Origin of the sequence: Micromonospora sp. WMMD1076 (assembly GCF_029581475.1) — a bacterium.
Classification (GTDB): domain Bacteria; phylum Actinomycetota; class Actinomycetes; order Mycobacteriales; family Micromonosporaceae; genus Micromonospora; species Micromonospora aurantiaca.
In genome coordinates, this window is record NZ_CP120862.1 from 2,601,646 (window position 1) to 2,623,395 (window position 21,750).

Consider the following 21,750-nt stretch of genomic DNA (forward strand, 5'->3'; position numbering starts at 1 on the left):
CGATCGGATCAACGTCTGACCGAAAAAATTCCCGGCGGTGGGGGAGTGGAGTCGACGGCGTCCGCGTCGTGGACCACCGCCGCGCCGCCGGTGAACCGGTCCAGCTCGGCGCCGGCAAGCACCCGGCCGGGGAACCAGTCACCCGCCGCCCGCCGGGTCAGCTCCGGCACCGGCGGCTCCGCCCGGGACGCCACCAGGACCAGGTTGCCGTAGCGACGGCCGCGCAGCACCGCCGCGTCGCCGACCAGGCAGGCCCGGGGCAGCACGGTACGCACCGTCGCGACCTGGGCGCGGGCGTGCCGCAGCGGCGGCCCGTCGGCCACGTTCGCCAGGTAGCTGCCGCCGGGCGCGAGCACGCGGGCCACCTCGGCGGCGTACTCCACCGACGTCAGATGCGCGGGGGTACGGGCGCCGGCGAACACGTCGGCCACGATCACGTCGTACGCGCCGTCCCGGCTCGACGTCAGCGTCGCCCGCGCGTCGGCCACCCGGACCTTCAGGCGCGGATCCGACGGCCAGGGCAGCTCGCGGCGGACCAGCTCGACGAGCGCGCCGTCCACCTCGGACACCCGCTGCGTCGAACCGGGCCGGGTGGCCTGCACGTAGCGGGGCAGGGTCAGCGCGCCGCCGCCCAGGTGCAGCACCCGCAGCGGAGCCCCGGCCGGCGCGACCAGGTCCAGCGCGGCGGCCAGCCGCCGGACGTACTCGAACTCCAGGTGCGAAGGATCGTCGAGGTCCACGTGCGACTGCGGCGCGCCGTCCAGCAGCAGCGTCCACGAGCCCGGGCGGTCGGCGTCCGGCACCAGCTCGGCCCGGCCGGTGTCGACGTCGGCGGTCACCCGGTCGGAGTCACGTCGCCGGCCCATCAGCGCCGCATCCCGCGCGCCGCGACGGTGAGCACCCGGTGCAGCAGCCGCGCGTCGCCGAGCATCCCGCGCAGCCGGCGCTCCAGCCCGGCGATCGGGACCAGGTTCTGCGGGGCGCGCGGATCCTTGTACGGGGTGGAGGCGAACCGGGGCAGCGTCACCAGCGACAGGTCGGCCAGCGCGATCGCCTCCGGCACGGTCAGGTCGGCCGAGCACTCCACCCGCACGATGCCCGCCCAGGGCGCGCCGGCGCGCACCGGCAGCCGCAGATACCACGACCAGCCGCCCCAGGCCGTGCCCAGCCGGAACACCGGGCACCGCTCGCCCGGCGCCAGCCCGGTCACCACAGCCGTCAGCCGGGCGTCGAGGTATTGGCTGTGCTGCGTCTTGATGTACCCGAGCGTGCGTGGCAGGTTCCGCCGGCTGCGCAGCGGACCGTCCACCACCAGCAGGTCGCCGTCGGTGCGTACCGCGTCGGAGACGGCCACCTCCAGCGCGGTCAGCGGCGCCTGCACCGCCGCGGGCAGCTTGCTCAGCTCACCGGTGCCGCTGACCCGGTGCACCGGGTAGCGGACCGTCCCGGCGACCACGTCCTGCGCCGACGGGCTCGCGGTGAACAGGCCACGGCCCACCCGGGAACCGGCCATCTCGGCGGCGCCCCGGTCGAGGTCGCAGCGGACCACACCGGCCGCGTACGAGGCGGCGATGCCGGGGAACGAGCCGCCGTCCTCCTCGGCCGTCCAGACGCTGGCGTCGATCCGGCGTACCCCGTCGACGAGCAGCACCACGTCCGGTGCCCGCACACCCGCACGGGGGCCGATCGCCCGCCAGCCGGTGGCCGGCAGCTCGACGTCGGCGTCGACCTGGGCGCTGCTCGGCGCGGCCGGCCCGGACCCGCCCGCCGCCTCGAACGACGCCCCGTACGCCGGATCCCAGGCGTCGACGAAGAACGCCGGCGACGGCCCGGTCATGCGGGGCTCCGCCGGCCCGTGCCGGTCACAGGCCGGTCCGTTCCACGCGGGCCGTCCGCGCGTCCTTGCGGACCTCGAACCGGACCGGGATGCGCTCGGCCAGCGCCGGCACGTGGGTGACCACGCCGACCATCCGGTCGCCCCGGGCGGCCAGGTTCTCCAGCGTCGCCGCGACCGTGTCGAGCGTCGCCGCGTCGAGCGTGCCGAAACCCTCGTCCAGGACGATCGACTCCAGGCTCGCGGCGGTGGTGGACATGCCGGCGAGCTGCTCGGACAACGCCAGCGCGAGCGCCAGCGACGCCTGGAACGTCTCCCCGCCGGACAGCGTTCGCACCCCGCGCCGCAGCCCGGCGTCGTGGTGGTCGACCACGAAGAACTCACCCTTGTCGTGGACCAGGTCGTACTGCCCGCCGGACAGCTCCCGCAGGATCCCCGACGCGCCGTCGACGAGCAGGTCCAGCGCCTCGGTGAGCAGCCAGCGCTCGAAGTTGTTCGCCCGCAGGTGTGAGGCGAGCGCCCGCGCCACCCGCGCCTCGTGCTCGTGCCCGGCCCGCTGCTCCCGCAGCTCGGCGGCCTGCTCGCGGCGCTCGTCGAGCCGGCGCAACTCCGCCTCGGCCCGCTCCACAGCCACCGCCACGTCGCGCGGCGCGTCCCGCGGGGCGTCCAGCCCGGCGGCGGTGAACAACGCGGCGATCCCGTCGGCGACCTCGGCCGCGGCGCGCTGCGCCGCCTCCACCGAGTCGGCCAGCCCGTCCCGCTCCGCGCGCCGCGCCTGCGCCTGCTCGCCGGCCCAGCCGGCCAGCGCCGCCCACGCCGCCGCCACGTCGTCCCGGTCGGCGGCCGGCGGCCCGAACCGGGCCAGCCCGTCGCGTACCGCGTCGAAGTCACGCCAGGCCCGGCGCAGCCGCTCCTGCGCGGAGTCCAGTGCGCCCCGCGCCCGCCGGGCCGCCTCCCGGCCGGCCCGCACCGCGCCGGCCGCCTCCTCCAGCGCGGTCCGCAGCCGCGCGTGCTCGGCCAGCGACTCGCGCAGCCGCTCCGGCGCGGGCGCGTCCGCGAGCTGCTCGTCCAGCTCGGCCAGGCGCGCGCCGAGCTGGTCGTGCTGGGTCCGGGCGCGCAGCAGCACCCGGTCCAGGTCACGGGCCGCGGTGTCGCGTTCCTGCACCACCCGCTTGGTCGCCTCGCTCGCCGCCCGCGCCGCCTTGCCCGCCTCGATCGCCCGGCTCACCGCCGAACCCTTCGGCACCACCGGCACCGTGGTGACGGTCTGCTCGCACACCGGGCACGGCGCGCCGCCGACCAGGTGCGCCCGCAGCGCCACCGCCTGGTCGGCGGCCTTCGCCTCCTCGTGCGCGCGGAACGCCGACTCCAGCTCCGCCTCGGCCCAGTGCGCGTCCGCCCGCGCCGCCGCCAGCGCCTCCACCGCCGCGTCGTGCTCGGTCCGCGCCGCGTCCACAGCCGCGCGGACCGTCGCCGCCTCCGCGGTCAGCCGGTCCCGGTCCGCGTACGCCTTCAGGTGCAGCCGGAGCGCGCTCTCGTCACCGGCGGCGGCCAGCTCCCCGCGCAGCTTCTCCTCGCGCTCCTCGGCCAGCCCGACCGCGCCCGCCGCCTCGTCGGCGGCGACCCGGGCCTGCGCCACCGCCCGCGCCAGCTCGGCGGTGCCCTCCGGCGGCCGGACCCCGGCCAGCACACCCAGCTCGGCGTCGAGGGCGGCCAGCGCCGCGGCCCGCTCACCCGCCGTCGCACGGGCCCGCTCCCATTCGGGTACGGCGGCAGCGACCGCTGCGGCCAGTTCCCGCATCGCGTCCACCCGCTCCCGGGCGGCGGCCAGGCTCTCGTCGTCGACGTCGGCGAGCCCGCCGAGCATCTTGTCGACAGTCTCCAGCTTCGCCTCGGCCTGCCCGGCCCGCTCGACCGCCTTCTTCTGCACCTCCTCGTAGACGCCCAGCCCGAGCAGGTTCACCAGGATCTGCTGGCGGGTGGCCGGCTTGGCGTGCAGGAAGTCGGCGAACTGCCCCTGCGGCAGCACCACGCAGGAGGTGAACTGCTCGTACGGCAGCCCCACCGCGTCGAGCACCGCCTGTTCCATCTCGGCCGGGGTGCCCGCCACCACCTCGCCCAGATCCTCCGGGCTGAGCCCGGTGTCGAGCTTGGTGACGTCGAACCCCGGCGGCATGAGCTGGAGACCGGCGTTGGCCGTCTTCACGGTGCCCCGGCCGTCGCGCCGGACCACCCGGGTCGCCACGTAGCGGTCCCCGGCGGACTCGAAGACCAGCCGGACCCGCGCCTCGGTCGCCGACGGCGCCAGCGCGTTCGCCAGCCCCCGGGCGCCGCCCCAGCGCGGCACGGTGCCGTAGAGCGCGAAGCAGATCGCGTCGAGCACAGTCGACTTGCCCGAACCGGTCGGCCCGACCAGCGCGAAGAAGTCCGCGTCGGTGAAGTCGACTGTGGTCTCGTCGCGGAACACCGTGAACCCGGCCATGTCCAGCCGCATCGGCCGCATCAGTGCTCCACCTCCTCGAGCAGCTCGTCGAAGAGTTCCCGGACACCCTCGTCGGCGTGCCCGCGGCTGTCCAGGTAGTCGCCGAACAACTCGCCCGGCGACCGGCCCGCCCGCTGGGCGGTCCGTGTGCCGCTGCCCGGCGCGGGCACCAGCTCCGGGTCGATCCGGATCTCCAGCGCCCGGGGCAGCAGCTCCTGCACCTCCTCGCGCAGCCCGGCCCGGGGCTGCTCGCGGACGTAGACGCGCAGCCACCCCTCCGGCGGCTCGATCTCGGCGAGCTGCGCGAGCGTGCCGCGTACCGTGCGCAGCGGCACCGCGCCCGGCACCGGCACCTCGCGGATGCGGGCGGCGGTGGTGGCTGTGACCTCCACGATCGTCACCGAGCCGACGTTCTCCTGCTCGCCGAAGTCGACGGCGAGCGGGCTGCCGCTGTAGCGGATCGGGCACGGGCCGACGACCCGCTGTGAGCGGTGCAGGTGACCCAGCGCCACGTAGTGCGCGTTGCCCGGGAAGACCGTGGCCGGTACGGCGTACCCGAGCACTGTGTGCGCGTCCCGCTCACCGCCGCCGGTGCTCGCCCCGACCACTGTGAGATGCGCCGTGACCAGGTGCACGCGGTCCGGCTCGGTGAACCCCTCGGCGAGCCGGTCCAGCACCCGGCCCAGGTGGTCGGCGTACGTCTGGTTGGCCTCGGCCGGGGTGAGCGTGTACATCTCCACCGCGCGCACCGCGTACCGCTGGGACAGGAACGGCAGCGCGGCGAGCCGCCAGCGCTCCCCGCCGGCGGTGACCCCGTCGACGACGTGCTCGTCCGGGTTGTCCCGGACGCTGCCGCGCAGCGTGATCCCGGCGGCCTCGGCCCACGGGCGCAGCGCGTCCAGCGCCGCCCCGTTGTCGTGGTTGCCGCCGATCGCCACCACGTCGGCCCCGGTGCGCCGCAGCGCGGTGAGCGCCCGGGTGACCAGCCGGGTCGCCTCCGGGGTGGGCGCCGCGGTGTCGTAGAGGTCACCGGCGACGATCACCAGGTCCGGCCGCTCGCGCTGGGCGATCTCGATGACCTGGGCGAGGACCTGCTTGTGCTCCTCGGCCCGGGACTGCCCCTTGAGGACCTTGCCGACGTGCCAGTCGGAGGTGTGCAGGATCTTCATCTGGGTGCCGCCTAGAACGGGATGTCGTCGTCGGAGGAGCCGGAGCCGACCACCGCGAACGGATCGGCGGCCTGGGTGATCGACCGTAGCGTCTCCGAGGGCGCGCGGCCCGCCTCCGAGACCCGGGTGGCCCACGCCGGGAACGGGAACTCCAGGCAGAGCGGCACCGGGATGTCGGGCTGGTTGACGAACATCGTGCCCGGCTTGGCCAGCAGCGCCCGCTGCCGCTGGGCGGGCGGCAGGAACCCGTACTCCGGGCGGGACGCCTCGGCCGGGTCGAGCCGGCCCACCACCCGGATCGCCGAGTTGGTGACGATCCGCCGTTCCACCTCGCTCGCGGTCTGCTGCGCGCCGACCAGGATCACGCCCAGCGAGCGGCCCCGCTCGGCGATGTCGAGCAGCACCTCCTTGATCGGCGACGAGCCCTCTCGCGGCGCGTACTTGTTCAGCTCGTCGAGCACGACGAACAGCAGCGGCTTGGCGGTGCCGGCCTTCTCCTTGCGCTCGAACTCGCTCTTGAGCGTCACGCCGACCACGAACCGCTGCGCGCGGTCCGGCAGGTTGTGCAGGTCGACCACAGTCACCTGGGCGCTCTCCGCCGTGTTGATCGAGTGCGGGCGGCGGGTCGCCAGGTCACCGCGGATCAGCCGGCCCAGGTCCTTCTTGCTGCCGATCAGCCGCCGGGCGAACGCGTTCACGGTGCCCAGCCCGACCGCGCTGCCCGCCCACTCGCCGCGCGTCTCGTCGTCGTTGAGCTGCTCGACCACGTGGTCGACCAGATCGGCGTACGAGCCGAGCCGCACCCCGTCGATGCTCACCCCGCCGTCGGCCGGCTGGGCGTAGCGGGCCAGGTGGGCGGCCACCGAGTGGACCACCATCGTGTACTGCTGGCGCTCGTCGTCCGCGTCCGCGAACACGTACGGCAGGAGCCGGTCGGCGCAGAACTCGGACAGCGTCCAGTAGAAGCTGTCCACGCCGGTGAGCCGGCTGCTCACATCAGGCGTGCCGGAGGAGTCGCCGACCCGCGGCGGGGCGTACACCCGCACGTCCGGGAACGCGCCGGCGTCCAGGCCCAGCTTCGCGTACGCGGCCCGGGTCGGGTCGTCGAGCCGGCTGTTCGGGTGGTCGAGGAAGAGCAGGTCCTCGCCTTTCACATTGAAGATCAGCGCCTTGGCGTTGACCGCGTCGCCGCCCAGCACGCCGGAGCGGAACACCGAGTAGAGCAGGAACGTGGCGAAGCTCGTCTTGGTGGCGACGCCGGAGATGCCGGAGATCGACACGTGCGCGCCCCGGGTGCCGTCGAGGAAGTCGGCGTTGAGATAGACCGGCACGCCGTCGCGGCCCATCCCCATCGGGATCCGCCGCTCCATCCGGTCGAAGTGCAACGCCCGCGCCCGCGCGTCACCCTCGGCCCGGTGCACCACCGCGCCCGGCGTGGGCGGCACGTAGAACTCCGGGTCGACCCGCGTGGTGGTCACTTCGGCCGCCTCCTGCACCTGCGCCGGCAGCGTGCCGTCGGCGATGGCGAAGACGTCGGAGTCGAACTGCGCGCCCTCGTGCCGGGCGCGCACCTGGGTCACCACCCCGGCGATCGTCACCGGCTCACGGTCGGGCAGGTCGCGGCGCGTCACCACCACGTCGTCGAGTTGCAGGTAGCTGCCCGGCGCGACAGCCGTCCAGAAGGTGAGCGGGGTGGCGTCGGCGGTGCCGAGCACCCGGCCCACACCCTCGCCGGACCCGTCGAGCTGATCGTCGGTCATCGGCGGTCTCCGGTCGGCTGGTCGTACCGTTGGCGGTGCACGTCGTGCATCCTGCCCGAGGGATGCGACAGGTTGCCACGCGACGCGGCGGACGCCACGTCACCCGTGCGCCGAACGGTAGCCACCCGGATTCGCCCGATCACGATGCGTGCGTTTCCTCCACGTTCACCCCTCCGGCCGCCGCGCCGCCCGCCGCCCGCCGCTGCGGGGCCGGCGCCGCAGGCTCCCGGGCGGCCCGCCCGATGACCGCCAGCGATGCCGTCGGGTGGTCCGAGATGCGGTCCGGCGCGGCGAGGCGCGGTGCTGTCCGGCCCGGCCCGGCCGCTCGGTGGAACACCACGGGTGTCTCCGCGGGCCTATGGCACCCATGGAGTTCCACCCGTCGCCTGCCCACCTGGGATTCGCCGCTTCCGGTCCGTACCGTCCCGGGCAGCGGGAGTCGTGTCCCGCATGTCAGGACGCTGCGGAGATCTTGGTACGAAAGGGACCTTATAGGGGCCGTTTGCTACCAAGATCTCGCGTGGCCGCGTGGCCGCGTGGCCGCGTGGCCGCGTGGCCGCGTGGCCGCGTGGCGCGTGCGGGTCAGGCGGCGGGGGCGGAGCGGGCGGGCGGGGTCTCGGCGAGGTCGCGGGCGTAGCGCAGCATCAGCACGCCGTCGGCGGCGGCCAGCACGTGGCGCAGCGGCAGGTGACGCGGGACGCTGGCGTCCCCGGCGGTGATCCGGCCCGGGCCGGCGCCGGCGAGCAGCGGTGCCACGGTCAGGCACAACTCGTCGACCAGGTCGGCGGCGGTGAGCGCGCCGAACAGGTGCGGGCCGCCCTCGCAGAGCAGTTGGTCCAGCCCGCGCCGGCGCAGCTCGGCCAGCCCGGCGGCGAGATCGACCCGCCCGGGCGCGTCGGCGTGGTCGGTGCCGCAGCGGACCACGTCGGCTACGTCGGTGAGTCCGGGCGGCGGTACGGCGTCGGCGTGGGTGAGCACGATCGGCCGGACCGGGGCGTCGGCGAACGCGGCCTGCGCCGGGTCGAGGTCGAGCGAACCGGAGACGACCACCAGTGTGGGGAACTCGGCCAGCCCCTGCTCGCGGCGCCAGGCCCGGCGCTCCGGGCTCAGCCGGACCGCCCGGTAACCCTCGTGGCGCAGCGTGCCGGCGGCCACCACGAGACCGTCGCACAGCATCCGCAGCAGCCCGAAGACCCGCTTGTCCGGCTCACCGGAGAGCCCGGCCGAGTATCCGTCCAGAGTGACCGCGCCGTCGGCGCTGGCGACGAAGTTGACCCGCAGGTGCGGGCCGGCGGTTCGGCCGTAGAGCGCGGTGAGCTGCGGATCGGTGAGCGCACCGGTGACGGGTGCGGGCCAGATCCGTTCGATCGGGGTTCCGACGGTCATTCGCCGGCCGGACCGGTGACCGGAGGGGTGGGTTCGGGGGTACGGTGCTGGCAGTCGCACCACTTCCGGCCAGGACAGTCGTCGTGCCGCCGTTCCCGGCAGGCTCGGCAGATCATGCAGGCAGCCTATGCCCAGGAAGGATGGGACGTCGTGTCGCGTCAGATCTTCCAGCTCATGGTGTCGCTGGCCGGCGTCCGGCCGCCGGTGTGGCGGCGGGTGCTGGTGCCCGGCGGCTACACGCTGGACCGGCTGCACCGGGTGATCCAGCATTCGATGGGCTGGCGCGACTGCCACCTGCACTCGTTCGACGTGGACGGCCGGCAGTACGGCGAGCCCGACCCGGACGGCGAACTGGCGCTGCGCGACGAGCTGGACGTCCGGCTGGACGCGCTCGTGGGCAAGGGCGACCGGTTCCGCTACACGTACGACTTCGGTGACTGGTGGGAGCACGACCTGGTGGTGGAGGACTGCTGCGCCGCCGACCCGGACGAGCGCTACCCGCTGTGCCTGGACGGGGAGCGGGCCTGCCCGCCGGAGGACGTGGGCGGCCCGGCCGGGTACGCGGTCCTGCTGGCCGCGCTCGCCGACCCGGCGCATCCGGAGCACCGGACCATGCGCGAGTGGGCCGGTCCGGCGTTCGATCCGGCCGCGTTCGACCCGGACCGCGCCACCGTCCTGCTGCGCCGCTGCTGCTGACCTGAGCCCTCGCGCCGGCCGCGCCCCCACCGCCGAGCCCCGCCGGCCCCGCTCCCACCGCACCGCCGGCCGCGCGACCACTGCACCGCCTGGCCGCACCACCCTCCGCGCCACCGACCGCGCGGCGGGTCGCGCCACCTCCGCACCGCTGACCGTGCGGTCCCCGCGCAGGGGCCGCGCGCCGACGCGGTAACGAAATGGGAACGCTCCCAACGGTCTATTGACACCCCTGTCACGTCCCGGCAACCTCATGGGAGCGCTCCCGGGAGTGGTGCGGATCTCGTTCCTGCCCGCTCCGGCCCGCGCGACGCACCCCCCACCACACAGCAGATATCGCCTCACCACCGAAAGAGGGGTCTCGGATGAGCGTCCCAATCCGTCGTCGGCGCTTCGCGGCCATCGCGCTCGCGTCCGTCGTCGTGCTCGGCACCACCGCCGCCTGCGGCGACGACTCGGACAGCGGCGACAGTGGCAGCGGCGGCGGCCCGGTCACCCTGGTCGTCGACGTCTTCGGCGACCAGGGCTTCGGCTACGAAGAGCTGTACAAGCAGTACGAAGCGGAGCACCCGAACGTCAAGATCCAGGAGCGGGGCAAGGGCCTCGGCCTCGGTGACTACAACACCCGCCTCACCCAGCAGATCACCGCGGGCTCGGGCGCCGGCGACGTGGTGGCCCTGGAGGAGGGCACCATCGTCCAGTTCTACGCCCAGGCCGACAAGTTCGTGAACCTCGCCGACCACGGCGCGAACGACCTCAAGGGCAACTTCCTGCCGTGGAAGTGGGAGCAGGGCACCACCCCCGACGGCAAGGTGCTGGGCCTCGGCACCGACGTCGGCTCGATGGCGCTGTGCTACCGCAGCGACCTGTTCAAGGCCGCCGGGCTGCCCACCGACCGCGAGCAGGTCGGCGCGCTCTGGCCGACCTGGGACGAGTTCATCGCCACCGGCCAGAAGTTCGCCGCCGCCGACAAGAAGCACAAGTTCGTCGACTCGGCGACCAACTTCTACAACGTCGTGCTGATGCAGATCGCGGGCCAGGGCACCGGCTACACCTACTACGACAAGAGCAACAAGCTGGTCATCGACCAGAACCCGGACGTGCAGGCCGCGTACCAGCTCACCACCAAGATGATCGCCGCCGGGCTGTCCAACAACCTCCAGTCGTTCTCCAACGAGTGGAACGCCGGCTTCAAGAACGGCACCTTCGCCACCATCGCCTGCCCCGCCTGGATGACCGGTGTCATCAAGGGCCAGGCCGGTGACGCGGCGGCCGGCAAGTGGGACATCGCCAAGGCGCCGGGCGCCGGTGGCAACTGGGGCGGCTCCTTCCTCGGCGTGCCGAAGTCGAGCAAGCACCAGAAGGAGGCCGCGGAGCTGGCCAAGTTCCTGACCAGCGCCAAGGGCCAGATCGGCGCGTACAAGGCGGTCGGCAACCTGCCCTCGAACCCGCAGGCCCTCACCGACCCGGCGGTGGCCGACTCGACCAACGACTACTTCAGCAAGGCCCCGGTCGGCAAGATCTTCGCCGCCGGCGCCACCGACCTGAAGCCGGTCTACCTCGGCCCGAAGAACAACGCGGTCCGCACCGCCGTGGAGAACACGCTGCGCGCCGTGGAGCAGGGCAAGTCGGCCGACGAGCAGTGGCAGGCGGCCCTGAAGAACGGTGCGGCCGCCGGTAAGTGACCGGTTGAGCCGCCCGCGGGTGGCGTCGACAGCCCCGGCTGCCGGCGCCACCCGCGGTGCCCGCAGAGTCCGGTGTCACCCGTGTGGCGGGTGACGCCGGCCGAGGAGAAGGACTCCCCATGAGCCTCGACCTGCACGCCGCGGCGCCGCCCGAACCCGGCCCGCCGCGCGCCGCCCGTCACACGCGCCGCCGTGCCGCCTCACTGACGCGCCTGGACCTGAAGTACTCGCCGTACCTGTACGTCCTGCCGTTCTTCGTGATCTTCGCCGTGTTCGGCGTGTACCCGATCGCGTACACGGTCTGGATCGCGCTGACCGACCGGTCGCCGCTGAACTCGACGATCTCCTTCGTCGGGATGGACAACTTCGTCGAACTGATCACCGAGGACCCGCAGTTCTGGAACGCGGTGGTCAACACGTTCGGCATGTTCCTGCTCTCCACAGTGCCTCAGTTGCTGCTGGCGCTGATGCTCGCCAACGCGCTGAACCGGAAGCTGCGCGCGCAGACGTTCTTCCGGATGGCCATCGCGATGCCGATCATCACCTCGACCGCTGTGGTCGCGCTGATCTTCTCGATGATCTACGCCAAGGACTTCGGCCTGGTCAACTGGCTGCTCGACAGCGTCGGCCTGGACCCGATCGACTGGCGGGCGAACCGCTTCGCCTCCTGGTTCGCCATCTCCACCATGGTCGACTGGCGCTGGGTCGGCTACAACGCGCTGATCTACCTGGCCGCCATGCAGTCGATCAGCAAGGACATGTACGAGGCCGCGGCGCTGGACGGCGCCTCCCGGCGGCGCCAGTTCTGGTCCATCACGGTCCCGCAACTGCGCCCCACGATCATCTTCACGCTGATCATCTCCACCATCGGCGGCCTCCAGCTGTTCACCGAGCCCCTGCTGTTCACCAGCGGCTCCGGCGGTCTCTCCGGCGGCTCGGAGGGGCAGTTCCAGACCATCACGATGTACCTGCTCGACGTGATGAACCAGCGCTTCCGGTGGGGCTACGCCGGAGCGGTCGCGCTCGTGCTCTTCGTGCTCATCGCGTTGATGTCGGCGATCAACTACCTGCTCGCCCGCCGCATCAGCTCCGACAAGTGAGGTGACGAGATGACGACCACCGCGGTCCGCCCGCCCACCCGGCAGATCCCGCCGGTCAAGACCGCCCACCGGGCCGAGCGGCTCTGGAAGGCCAGCCCGCTCACCATGATCGGCCTGATCTTCGGCGTGCTGCTCTCCCTGTTCCCGTTCTACTGGATGATCGTGATCGCCAGCCGGACGAACGACGCGGCCAACTCCTGGCCGCCGCCGTTCCTGCCCGGCGGCAAGCTCGGCGAGAACATCGAGCGGGTGCTCGCCAACAGCGACGCCAACATCGTCAAGGGCCTGATGAACTCGTTCCTGGTCTCCGGGACGATCACCGTCGCGACCGTGTTCTTCGGCTCGCTGGCCGGCTTCGCGTTCGCCAAGCTCCGCTTCCGAGGCAAGAACGCGCTGCTGCTGATCATCCTCACCTCGATGATGGTGCCGATCCAGCTCGGCGTGCTGCCGCTCTACATCCTGATGGCCAAGCTCGACTGGCTGAACACCATGCCGTCGGTGACCGTCCCGTTCCTGATCGGCGGCTTCGGCATCTTCATGATGCGCCAGTACGCCGAGCAGGCGGTACCGAACGAGTTGATCGAGGCCGCCCGGGTGGACGGCTGCTCCACCTGGCGGGTGTACTGGCACGTGGTGGCGCCCGCGCTGCGTCCGGCCGCCGCGGTGCTGGGCCTGCTGACCTTCATGGAGCAGTGGAACCAGTTCTTCTGGCCGTTCGTGGTGCTGGCGGACCCGTCGAACCCGACCGTCCAGATCTCGCTGCGCAGCCTCAACACCGCCTACTTCGCCGACAACTCGCAGATCTTCGCCGGTACGTTGATCGCGACCCTGCCCCTGTTCGTCGTGTTCGTTCTGTTCGGCCGCCAGATCATCGGCGGCATCATGGAAGGCGCCGTCAAGTCGTGAGCAACCCAGCAAGCCCGCCCGCCGTCGGCGTCCTCGACGCCGGCCCGGCCCTCACCTTCCCGTCCGACTTCCTCTGGGGGGCGGCCACCGCCGCGTACCAGATCGAGGGCGCGGCGACGGAGGGCGGCCGTGCCCCGTCGATCTGGGACACCTTCAGCCACACCGAGGGCCGGACGGTGGCCGGGCACACCGGCGACGTGGCGTGCGACCACTACCACCGGATGCCGGACGACGTGCGGCTGATGGCCGACCTGGGCCTGCGGTCGTACCGCTTCTCGGTGAGCTGGCCGCGGGTGCAGCCGGGCGGCGCCGGCGGCGTCAACCAGGAGGGCATGGACTTCTACCGCCGGCTGGTCGACGAGCTGCTCGGCCACGGCATCGAGCCGTGGCTCACGCTCTACCACTGGGACATGCCGCAGCCGCTGGAGGACGCGGGCGGCTGGCCGGCCCGGGACACCGCCGCCCGCTTCGCCGAGTACGCCCACCTGGTCGCCGAGGCGCTGGGTGACCGGGTGACGTACTTCACCACGCTGAACGAGCCGTGGTGCTCGGCGTTCCTCGGCTACGGCTCCGGCGTGCACGCGCCGGGTCGCAGGGACGGCGCGGACGCGGTCCGGGCCGGGCACCACCTGATGCTCGGTCACGGCCTGGCCGTGCAGGCGGTCCGGGCGGCCCGCCCGGAGGCGCAGCTCGGCATCACCGTCAACCTGTACCCGGTGACCCCGGCGAGCGGGTCGGCGGCGGACGCCGACGCGGCCCGGCGGATCGACGCGCTGGCGAACCGGTTCTTCCTCGACCCGGTGCTGCGCGGGGCGTACCCGGCGGACCTCGTCGCGGACCTGCGCCAGGTCACCGACATGGGGCACGTGCGCGACGGTGACCTGCCGACCATCTCCACGCCGCTGGACATGGTCGGCGTCAACTACTACAGCCGGCACGTGGTGGCCGCGCCGGTCGAGGGCGCGGAGCCGGAGCCCTACTGGCGGGCGCCGTCCTGCTGGCCGGGCAGCGAGGACGTCCGGTTCGTCACCCGGGGCGTCCCGGTGACGGACATGGACTGGGAGATCGACGCCCCGGGCCTGGTGGAGACGCTGGAGCGGGTCCACCGGGAGTACACCGACCTGCCGCTCTACGTCACCGAGAACGGCTCGGCGTTCGTCGACGAGCTGGTCGACGGCCGGGTGGACGACCCGGACCGGCTGGCCTACTTCGCCGCGCACCTGCGCGCGGCGCACGCCGCGATCGAGGCCGGCGTGCCGCTCAAGGGCTACTTCGCCTGGTCGCTCCTGGACAACTTCGAGTGGGCCTGGGGCTACACGAAGCGGTTCGGCATGGTCTATGTCGACTACGACAGCCAGGCCCGGATCGCGAAGTCCAGCGCCAGGTGGTACGCCGACGTGATCCGACGCAACGGACTGCCCGCACAATAAGCTGGGCCAGCCAGTAACGGGCGGCCCGGCGCCGACGCCTCAATCGGTGCCGGGTCCGCCCGACCGTCGGAGGAGCACAACGATGACAACGCAGCGCACCCGCTCGCTCGGGCGTCCGACCCTCGACGCGGTCGCGGCCCGCGCCGGCGTCGGGCGCGGCACGGTCTCCCGCGTGGTCAACGGCTCGCCGCAGGTCAGCCCGGAGGCCCGGGCCGCCGTCCAGCAGGCCATCGCCGAACTGGGGTACGTGCCGAACCGCGCCGCCCGTGCGCTGGTCACCCAGCGGACCGACTCGGTCGCACTGGTGGTGTCCGAGTCGGGGGAGCGGGTCTTCACCGAGCCGTTCTTCGCGGCCATCGTCCGGGGCGTCAGCTCCGGGCTGCTGGAGACGCCGATGCAGCTCTGGCTGGCCATGGTGCAGTCGCCGATCGAGCGGGAACGGGTCGAGCACCACCTGACCAACCAGCACGTGGACGGCGTACTCCTGCTGTCCCTGCACGACGCCGATCCGCTGCCCACGCTGCTGGAGGAGCGCGGCCTGCCGACAGTGCTCGGCGGCCGTCCGGCGCGGATGCTGCACCCGAACGCGCAGCCGGCGTGGTTCGTCGACATGGACAACGTCGGCGGCGCGCGGCAGGCGGTGGAGCACCTGTTCCGGCAGGGCCGCCGGCGGGTCGCGACCATCGCCGGCCCGCAGGACATGGGCGCCGGCCTGGCCCGGCTCTCCGGCTACCAGGAGGCCGTGCGCGCGGCCGGCGGCCGGGTCGACCCGGGCCTGATCGCGTACGGGGACTTCAGCGAGGGCAGCGGCACCGCGGCCATGCGCCGGCTGCTCGATGTCTGCCCGGAGCTGGACGCCGTGTTCGTGGCCTCCGACCTGATGGCGTTCGGCGCGCTGCGCGCGTTGCGCGAGGCCGGCCGCCGGGTGCCCGAGGACGTGGCGGTGATCGGCTTCGACGACGCCCCGATCGCGCGTCAGGCCGAGCCGCCGCTGACCACGGTGTTCCAGCCGGTGGAGGAGATGGGCCGGCAGATGGCCCGGCTGCTGGTGTCCCGCATCCGCGGCGAGGAGGTCCCCTCCCCGCACGTGCTGCTGGACACCGAGCTGATCCACCGGGCCTCCGGCTGACCCGCCCCCGGCGGGGCAGCGGTCAGGACCAGCGGCGCAGCTCGCGGCGGGCCAGCGACGCGCGGTGGACCTCGTCGGGGCCGTCGGCCAGGCGCAGCGTGCGGGCCTGCGCCCACAGCTCGGCCAGCGGGGTGTCCTGGCTGACCCCGGCCCCGCCGTACGCCTGGATCGCCTTGTCGATCACCCACTCGGCCATCAGCGGCGTGGCGATCTTGATGGCCTGGATCTCGGCGTGCGCGCCCTTGTTGCCGACGGTGTCCATCAGCCACGCGGTCTTGAGCACCAGCAGGCGGGCCTGCTCGATCCGGACCCGCGACTCGGCGATCCACTCGCGTACCACGCCCTGCTCGGCGAGCGGGCGGCCGAACGCGACCCGGTCGAGCACGCGCCGGCAGAGCAGTTCCAGGGCCCGTTCGGCCATGCCGACCAGGCGCATGCAGTGGTGGATCCGGCCGGGGCCGAGCCGGGCCTGGGCGATGGCGAACCCGGTGCCCTCGTCGCCGACGAGGTTGTCCACCGGTACCCGAACGTCTGAAAAGTCGATCTCGGCGTGCCCGCCGTGCGGGGCGTCGCTGTAGCCGAAGACCCGCATCCCGCGCCGTACCGTCACGCCGGGGGTGTCCCGGGGGACCAGGATCATGCTCTGCTGGCGGTGTCGGTCGGCGTCCGGGTCGGTCTTGCCCATCACGACGAGGATCTCGCAGCGCGGGTCCATCGCCCCGGACGACCACCACTTGCGGCCGTTGATCACGTAGTGGTCGCCGTCGCGGATGATCCGGGTGGCGATGTTCGTCGCGTCCGAGGACGCCACCTCCGGCTCGGTCATGCAGAACGCGGACCGGATCTCACCGGCCAGCAGCGGCGTGAGCCACTGCTTGCGCTGCTCCTCGGAGCCGAACTCGGCCAGCAGCTCCATGTTGCCGGTGTCCGGCGCGGCGCAGTTGAGCGCCTCCGGGGCCAGGTGCGGGCTGCGGCCGGTCAGCTCGGCCAGCGGCGCGTACTGGAGGTTGGTCAGCCCGGCGCCGTAGCGGGCGTCGGGCAGGAACAGGTTCCACAGCCCGCGCTCCCGCGCCTGCGCCTTCAGCTCCTCCATCACCGGCGGGCGGGCCCACGGGTCGCCGGCCGCGGCCACCTGCTCGTGGTGCACCGGCTCGGCCGGGTACACGCACTCGGTGAGGAACGCCTCCAGCCGCTGCCGCAGCTCGACCGTCCGGTCGTCGTACGCGAACTCCATCTAGCCCTCCCTCACCGCGTGCAGCCCGTGCGCCACGAGCGGCGCCACCATGTCGCCGATCCGGTCGAAACCCTCGCCCAGCGTCTGCCCGAGCGTGTGCCGGTAGTGGATGCCCTCGCAGATCACCGCGAGCTTGAAACAGCCGAGCGCCACGTGCCAGTGCAGCGGCCCGACGTCGACGTCGCTGCGCCCGGCGTACCGCTCGATCAGTTCGGCGCCGGCGGGGAAACCGGCGCGCGGGCCGATGCCGTCGGCCACCGGGTTGCCCTCGCCGTGGTCGCTGTCGCCCAGCACGTCCCAGTACGTCAGCAGCAGCCCGAGGTCGGCCAGTGGGTCGCCGAGCGTGGCCATCTCCCAGTCGAGCACCGCCCGCACCGCCACCGGGTCGACCGTGGCGAGCAGGTTGTCCAGCCGGTAGTCGCCGTGCACGATCCGGCCCGCGTTCGCGCCCTCGGGCACGCTTTCGGCCAGCGCGTCGCGCAGCTCGTCGATGCCGGGCAGCGGCCGGCTGCGGGACCGGTCGAGCTGGCCGGCCCAGCGGCGCACCTGCCGCGCCAGGTAGCCCTCCGGGCGGCCGAAGTCGGCCAGCCCCACCTCGGCCGGCTCGACCCGGTGCAGCGTGGCGAGCGTGTCCATCATCGCCATCGCGAGGTCGCGCCGCTGCGTCGCGGTGAGCGCGTCGGTCTGCTCCCGCCGCCGGTAGACCTCGCCGTCGACCTTCGCCATCAGGTAGAACGGTGCGCCGACGACGCTCTCGTCGGCGCAGAGCAGCAGCGCCTCCGGCACCGGTACGCCGGTCGGGGCGAGCGCCGAGATCACCCGGTGCTCCCGGGGCATGTCGTGCGCGGTGGCCAGCACGTGCCCGAGCGGCGGGCGGCGCAGCACCACCTCGCGGTCACCGGCGCGCAGCAGGTAGGTGAGGTTGGACTTGCCGCCGGCGATCAGCCGCGCCGACAACGGTCCGCTCAGGTCCGGCCGGTGGACCGCCAGGTGGGCGGCGAGCCGGTCGAGGTCGAGCCCGCGCGGGGCCGGACCGGTCGAGGGCGCGGCGACATCGGCGGCCGGATCGGTCATCCGATTAGTTGATGGCAGCTCAGCTTTGTTGTCAAGGTCGGGCTTTCCCGGCGGGACATGCCCCTGCAACAGGGGCGAAATGGTCAACCGGCAGGCTGGGCCCCAGCCTGCCGGCCGCTCGGCCGGCCCGCCGAGCGGAGGGGATCAGACATGCTGCTGAGAGTTCGGGTGACCCTGCCGGACCGTCCGGGCACGCTCGGCCAGGTGGCCCGGACACTCGGCGTATCCGGCGCGGACATCGTGCAGGTGGTGGTGCTGGAACGGCTCGGCGGCCGGGCGGTGGACGACTTCACCGTGGTCTGGCCGGGTGCGGCGCGGGTGGAGCGGATGCTCGCCGGGCTGGCCGCGATCCCCGGCGTCCGGGTGGACGGCGTGTGGCGGGCGATCGGCGCGCCCACCACCACCGGGCAGGACGCCGAACTGCTCGCCCAGGTGGCGGCGAACCCGGTCGACGGGGTGGCCACGCTCGTCGACGCGGTGCCGGGGCTGCTCGCCGCGGACTGGGCGGTGGCCGCCGTCGTACCCCTGGACTGGGCCTCGCGCAGCGGCGAGGCCGGCGTCGCCGCGATCGGGCACGCGAGCTGGCGGGCGCCGGTGCCGCCGCGGCTGCCGGAGGTGACCCCGCTGCGGGCGCGCACCATGACCGGCCCGGACGGGCACCACTACGCGGTGGCGCCGTTCGGCCGGGCCGGGCTGGTGCTCGTGGTCGCCCGCGACCACAGCGAGCCGCTCGCCGCCGCCGGGTTCCACTCCACCGAGGTGGACCGGCTCGCCCAGCTCGTCCGCGCCAGCGCGGTGATCCTCGGCGACCGGCTGGACCTGGTCGGCACGCCGCCCGTGACCACCGTCACCTGACCGGACGGCCCGCGTCACTCCCGGGCAACGGGCCCGCAACAGGCGGACGGCATGGTCGGAGCTGAGGAAGGGAGACAACCATGGCGCTCTGGCGGATCCGAGCCACTGTGGACGACCGGCCGGGCTACCTGTCGGTGCTCACGGCGAGCCTCGCGTTGCGCGGGGTCAACATTCTCAGTGTGCAGGTGTACACCACTGAGGCCGGCGCGGTCGACGACTTCCTGGTCGACGCGCCCGAGCCGGTGACCGAGGCGGAGCTGCGGGCCGCCGTGGAGCGGGGCCGGGGCCGGGACTGCTGGATCGCGCGCAGCGGGGCGCGCGGGCTGGCCGACGAGCCGACCCGGCTGCTCGGGCTTGCCGGGCGGCTGGTCCGCGACCCGGAGGCGACCGGCGAGGTGCTGCGCACGCTGCTCGGCGCCGACTCGGTGACCTGGCGTCCGACGTTCGCCGCCGCGCCGGGCGGGGTGGGCGGCACCACGATGGTGCTCGCCGACCCGGCCGGCGGCGCCCACGAGCTGCACCGCCGGGAACCCAGCTTCACCCCGGCCGAGTACGCCCGCGCGCAGGCCCTGGTCGAGCTGGCCGCGACGCTGGCCCGGCGGGACGCCGACCGGATCACGCTGGTGCTCCCGGACGGCGGCGAGGTGTCGGTGCGGGCCGCGACCGCCGAGGACGTCCCCGGCGTACGCGAGCTGCACGCCGCCTGCTCGGCGCGCAGCCGGCAGCGGCGCTACCTGAGCGGGGCGGCGGACCCGTCGCCGGCCCGGCTGCGCCGGCTGCTGGAACCGGCGCGGGGCGTGACACTGCTCGCCACCGCGGGCTGCGGCGGGGCGGCGGAGCCGGTCGTGGCGATGGCGAACCTGCTCGGCGAGGGCGACGAGGCCGAGGCGGCGCTGCTGGTCCGCGACGACTGGCAGCGCCGGAGTCTCGGCTCGGCGCTGCTGCGTCGCCTGGTCGGTCACGCCGACCGGGCCGGCTACGCCGCCGTGCTGCTGCACGTGCAGTCCGAGAACACGCCGATGCTGCGGACGCTGCGCCGGCTGGACCGTCCGGTGGCGATGGAACGCGACGGTGGCGTGCTGACCGCGACGCTGCCGCTGGCCGCACGGCCGGCGGCCGAGCAGCCCGCGCGGGCCGAGGTGACGGTGCCGGCACAGCGGTCGAGTTGAGCTGACGGCCGCCGGCCGGATCCCGGAGGTGCGCCGCAACGGCGCGGCACACCCGAGGGGTACGGCCCGGACGGCCGCAACCGGCGCGGTCACGCGCCACCCGGGCCGACCTCCGATACGGGGGACGGTGACACGGCGGGGCTCCCGATGCGGGGGCCCCGCCCGTCTGGGTGCGATCAGGTGGCCGGATAGCTGCTGTAGTCGGGGAAGTTGCCGTAGAGCCGGCCGTCACCGCCGACTGTGACCGCCTGCACGAGCAGGTCGCCGCCGACGAACGCGCCCTTCCAGGACGCGCCCCGGCCGCCGAACGGCTCGTCCCGGTCGCCCCGGGAGCGCGGCTTGTTGATGCCCACCTTGAACGCCTGGAGGTCCACCGCCAGCTTGCCGGCGAGTTCCTCGTCGTCGCAGGCGAGCGACGCGACGAGCGCGCCGTTCGAGGCGTTCATCTGGGCCAGCAGCTCGTCGGTGGTGTCCACCACGACGATGGTGTCGACCGGGCCGAACGGCTCGGCGTGCATGAGGCGGGACCGGCCGGGCGGGGCCAGCAGCACGGCCGGTGCGACGTAGGCGGACGTGTCCTGCCCGTCCAGGAACGGCGCGCCGTCCAGCTTGCCGCGGTGCAGCGGCACGGCGCCGCCGCGTACCGCCTCGTCGACCTTGCGCCGCAGCTCGTCGGCCTTCGCGGCGCTGATCAGCGGCCCGAAGTCCAGCTCGGGCAGCGGGTCGCCGGCCCGCCACGTCTCGTCCACCGCGAGTGGATGGCCGAATCGGATCGAGCGGACCACCGGCAGGTACATGTCGAGGAACTCGTCGACCAGGTCGCGCTGGACCACGAACCGGGGGTACGCGGTGCAGCGCTGCTTGCCGTACTCGAAGCCCTTGCGCAGGTGCGCGGCGAGCGAGTCCCACTGGGAGAAGTCCCAGATGCCCCAGGCGTTCAGGCCCTCCTGCTCGATGAAGTGCCGCTTGTCGCAGTCGAGCAGCGCGGCGGCGACCTTGCCGCCGTTGGAGCGCCCGCCGACGAACGCCACAGCGCCGATCTCCGGCGCGCGGACGAGCACCTCGGACAGCTCCTCGCCGCTGCCGGACAGCAGCGTGGCGGGCAGCCCGGCGCGGCGCATCAGCGCGTGCGCGACGGTGAGGCAGACCGCGCCGCCCTGCGACGGCGTCTTGGCGATCACCGCGTTGCCGGCGAGCAACTGCACCAGCTCGGCGTGCACGAGCACGCTCATCGGGTAGTTCCAGGAGGCGATGTTGCTGACCGGGCCGGGCAGCGGCTCCCGCCCGTCGGCGAGCATCCGCTCGATCTCCTGCACGTACCAGCGCACGCCGTCCAGCGCGCGGTCCACGTCGGCGCAGGCCAGGCGCCACGGCTTGCCGATCTCCCAGACCAGCAGCAGGGCGAGCAGGTCGCGGTGTGCGGTGAGCGCGTCGAGCGCGCCGGTGACCCGGGCGACGCGCTCGGCCAGCGGGGTTCGTGCCCACTCCCGGTGCGCGTCGGCGGCGTGGGCGACGGCGGCGCGGGCCGTGTCGGCGTCGAGCCGGGCCAGGTTCACCAGCACGGTGTTGTCCACCGGGGTACGTACGGCGGTGGGCGTGCCGAGCGCGTGCCAGCCGCCCTGGACGAGGTGGTGCAGCGTCGTGGTGCCGTCGGGGCCGGTGCCGAACGCCTCGGGCGTGGCGGCCACCGCCCGGGCGAGGGTGTCGGACCAGGAGGTGCCCTCGGCGAGTCGTAGAGCCATCGCGATCTCCTCAGTGTCGTCCGGGGAGCGGCGGCGTCGATGGCACCGCAGGTGAGGCGTACTGTCCCGCGGGCCGAAGCGGCCGGGCAACCGTACGCTCGT

At 73.8% G+C, this 21,750-nt stretch carries 17 protein-coding genes; 8 read left to right on the plus strand and 9 right to left on the minus strand.

The genetic code is table 11. The features are described from left to right. Positions 1-8: 8 nt before the first annotated feature. From O7622_RS12675 to O7622_RS12700, 6 genes are all read right to left on the minus strand, one after another. On the minus strand, positions 9-866 hold the full coding sequence (locus O7622_RS12675; protein ID WP_282313526.1) for a fused MFS/spermidine synthase: 858 nt from the start codon (positions 864-866) through the stop codon (positions 9-11). Beyond that, positions 866-1,837 (minus strand): hypothetical protein, encoded by a 972-nt coding sequence (locus tag O7622_RS12680; RefSeq protein WP_282313527.1) that lies wholly within the window; start codon positions 1,835-1,837, stop codon positions 866-868. The genes O7622_RS12675 and O7622_RS12680 overlap by 1 nt, the downstream gene beginning before the upstream one ends. A gap of 25 nt (positions 1,838-1,862) precedes the next feature. Beyond that, entirely contained in the window at positions 1,863-4,337 is a 2,475-nt protein-coding gene (locus O7622_RS12685; RefSeq protein WP_282313528.1) for an SMC family ATPase, read from the minus strand. Further along, positions 4,337-5,485, minus strand: a complete 1,149-nt coding sequence (locus O7622_RS12690; protein ID WP_282313529.1) for an exonuclease SbcCD subunit D — start codon at positions 5,483-5,485, stop codon at positions 4,337-4,339. The genes O7622_RS12685 and O7622_RS12690 overlap by 1 nt, the downstream gene beginning before the upstream one ends. Before the next feature lie 11 nt (positions 5,486-5,496). After that, on the minus strand, positions 5,497-7,245 hold the full coding sequence (locus O7622_RS12695; protein WP_282313530.1) for an ATP-binding protein: 1,749 nt from the start codon (positions 7,243-7,245) through the stop codon (positions 5,497-5,499). A gap of 582 nt (positions 7,246-7,827) precedes the next feature. After that, positions 7,828-8,631, minus strand: coding sequence for a pyrimidine reductase family protein (locus O7622_RS12700; RefSeq protein WP_282313531.1), 804 nt, complete (start codon positions 8,629-8,631; stop codon positions 7,828-7,830). Positions 8,632-8,781: 150 nt separating this feature from the next. Here O7622_RS12700 and O7622_RS12705 point away from each other — a divergent pair, with 150 nt between their 5' ends. The 6 genes from O7622_RS12705 (at position 8,782) to O7622_RS12730 (ending at position 15,574) form a co-directional block, all read left to right on the plus strand. Continuing rightward, entirely contained in the window at positions 8,782-9,327 is a 546-nt protein-coding gene (locus O7622_RS12705; RefSeq protein ID WP_282313532.1) for a plasmid pRiA4b ORF-3 family protein, read from the plus strand. Positions 9,328-9,689: 362 nt separating this feature from the next. Then, a complete protein-coding gene (locus tag O7622_RS12710; protein ID WP_013284855.1) occupies positions 9,690-11,009 on the plus strand; it encodes an extracellular solute-binding protein in 1,320 nt (439 codons plus the stop codon). Positions 11,010-11,128: 119 nt separating this feature from the next. Next, a complete protein-coding gene (locus O7622_RS12715; RefSeq protein WP_216932723.1) occupies positions 11,129-12,109 on the plus strand; it encodes a sugar ABC transporter permease in 981 nt (326 codons plus the stop codon). Positions 12,110-12,214: 105 nt separating this feature from the next. Further along, positions 12,215-13,015, plus strand: coding sequence for a carbohydrate ABC transporter permease (locus tag O7622_RS12720; protein ID WP_030274682.1), 801 nt, complete (start codon positions 12,215-12,217; stop codon positions 13,013-13,015). Then, positions 13,012-14,445 (plus strand): GH1 family beta-glucosidase, encoded by a 1,434-nt coding sequence (locus O7622_RS12725; RefSeq protein ID WP_282313533.1) that lies wholly within the window; start codon positions 13,012-13,014, stop codon positions 14,443-14,445. The genes O7622_RS12720 and O7622_RS12725 overlap by 4 nt, the downstream gene beginning before the upstream one ends. 82 nt (positions 14,446-14,527) lie before the next feature. Further along, on the plus strand, positions 14,528-15,574 hold the full coding sequence (locus O7622_RS12730; protein WP_282313534.1) for a LacI family DNA-binding transcriptional regulator: 1,047 nt from the start codon (positions 14,528-14,530) through the stop codon (positions 15,572-15,574). Between the two features lie 22 nt (positions 15,575-15,596). Here the strand turns inward: O7622_RS12730 and O7622_RS12735 are convergent, their stop codons facing one another. After that, a complete protein-coding gene (locus tag O7622_RS12735) occupies positions 15,597-16,808 on the minus strand; it encodes an acyl-CoA dehydrogenase family protein (protein ID WP_282313535.1) in 1,212 nt (403 codons plus the stop codon). Then, positions 16,809-17,882 (minus strand): phosphotransferase family protein, encoded by a 1,074-nt coding sequence (locus O7622_RS12740; RefSeq protein ID WP_282313536.1) that lies wholly within the window; start codon positions 17,880-17,882, stop codon positions 16,809-16,811. It lies immediately after the preceding gene. A 150-nt stretch (positions 17,883-18,032) separates the two neighbouring features. On the opposite strand from O7622_RS12740, the gene O7622_RS12745 reads away from it, so the two are divergent. Together O7622_RS12745 and O7622_RS12750 are read left to right on the plus strand one after the other, a co-directional pair. Further along, complete coding sequence (locus tag O7622_RS12745) at positions 18,033-18,737, plus strand: amino acid-binding protein (RefSeq protein ID WP_282313537.1); 705 nt, start codon at positions 18,033-18,035, stop codon at positions 18,735-18,737. Positions 18,738-18,817: 80 nt separating this feature from the next. Then, a complete protein-coding gene (locus tag O7622_RS12750) occupies positions 18,818-19,906 on the plus strand; it encodes a GNAT family N-acetyltransferase (RefSeq protein WP_282313538.1) in 1,089 nt (362 codons plus the stop codon). A 176-nt stretch (positions 19,907-20,082) separates the two neighbouring features. Here O7622_RS12750 and O7622_RS12755 read toward each other — a convergent pair whose 3' ends face one another. After that, positions 20,083-21,648 carry an aldehyde dehydrogenase family protein gene (locus O7622_RS12755; RefSeq protein WP_282313539.1) on the minus strand — a complete coding sequence of 522 codons (1,566 nt, stop codon included), beginning with the start codon at positions 21,646-21,648 and terminating at the stop codon, positions 20,083-20,085. Positions 21,649-21,750 lie beyond the last annotated feature (102 nt).

Excerpts from the sequence above, each read along its gene's own strand:
- O7622_RS12675 (WP_282313526.1), bottom strand. The coding sequence starts at position 866 with ATGGGCCGGCGACGTGACTCCGACCGGGTGACCGCCGACGTCGACACC.
- O7622_RS12720 (WP_030274682.1), top strand. The coding sequence starts at position 12,215 with ATGATCGGCCTGATCTTCGGCGTGCTGCTCTCCCTGTTCCCGTTCTAC.
- O7622_RS12700 (WP_282313531.1), bottom strand. The coding sequence starts at position 8,631 with ATGACCGTCGGAACCCCGATCGAACGGATCTGGCCCGCACCCGTCACC.
- O7622_RS12730 (WP_282313534.1), top strand. The coding sequence starts at position 14,528 with ATGACAACGCAGCGCACCCGCTCGCTCGGGCGTCCGACCCTCGACGCG.
- O7622_RS12745 (WP_282313537.1), top strand. The coding sequence starts at position 18,033 with ATGCTGCTGAGAGTTCGGGTGACCCTGCCGGACCGTCCGGGCACGCTC.
- O7622_RS12710 (WP_013284855.1), top strand. The coding sequence starts at position 9,690 with ATGAGCGTCCCAATCCGTCGTCGGCGCTTCGCGGCCATCGCGCTCGCG.
- O7622_RS12715 (WP_216932723.1), top strand. The coding sequence starts at position 11,129 with ATGAGCCTCGACCTGCACGCCGCGGCGCCGCCCGAACCCGGCCCGCCG.
- O7622_RS12740 (WP_282313536.1), bottom strand. The coding sequence starts at position 17,882 with ATGACCGATCCGGCCGCCGATGTCGCCGCGCCCTCGACCGGTCCGGCC.
- O7622_RS12685 (WP_282313528.1), bottom strand. The coding sequence starts at position 4,337 with ATGCGGCCGATGCGGCTGGACATGGCCGGGTTCACGGTGTTCCGCGAC.
- O7622_RS12680 (WP_282313527.1), bottom strand. The coding sequence starts at position 1,837 with ATGACCGGGCCGTCGCCGGCGTTCTTCGTCGACGCCTGGGATCCGGCG.
- O7622_RS12690 (WP_282313529.1), bottom strand. The coding sequence starts at position 5,485 with ATGAAGATCCTGCACACCTCCGACTGGCACGTCGGCAAGGTCCTCAAG.
- O7622_RS12735 (WP_282313535.1), bottom strand. The coding sequence starts at position 16,808 with ATGGAGTTCGCGTACGACGACCGGACGGTCGAGCTGCGGCAGCGGCTG.
- O7622_RS12750 (WP_282313538.1), top strand. The coding sequence starts at position 18,818 with ATGGCGCTCTGGCGGATCCGAGCCACTGTGGACGACCGGCCGGGCTAC.
- O7622_RS12695 (WP_282313530.1), bottom strand. The coding sequence starts at position 7,245 with ATGACCGACGATCAGCTCGACGGGTCCGGCGAGGGTGTGGGCCGGGTG.
- O7622_RS12755 (WP_282313539.1), bottom strand. The coding sequence starts at position 21,648 with ATGGCTCTACGACTCGCCGAGGGCACCTCCTGGTCCGACACCCTCGCC.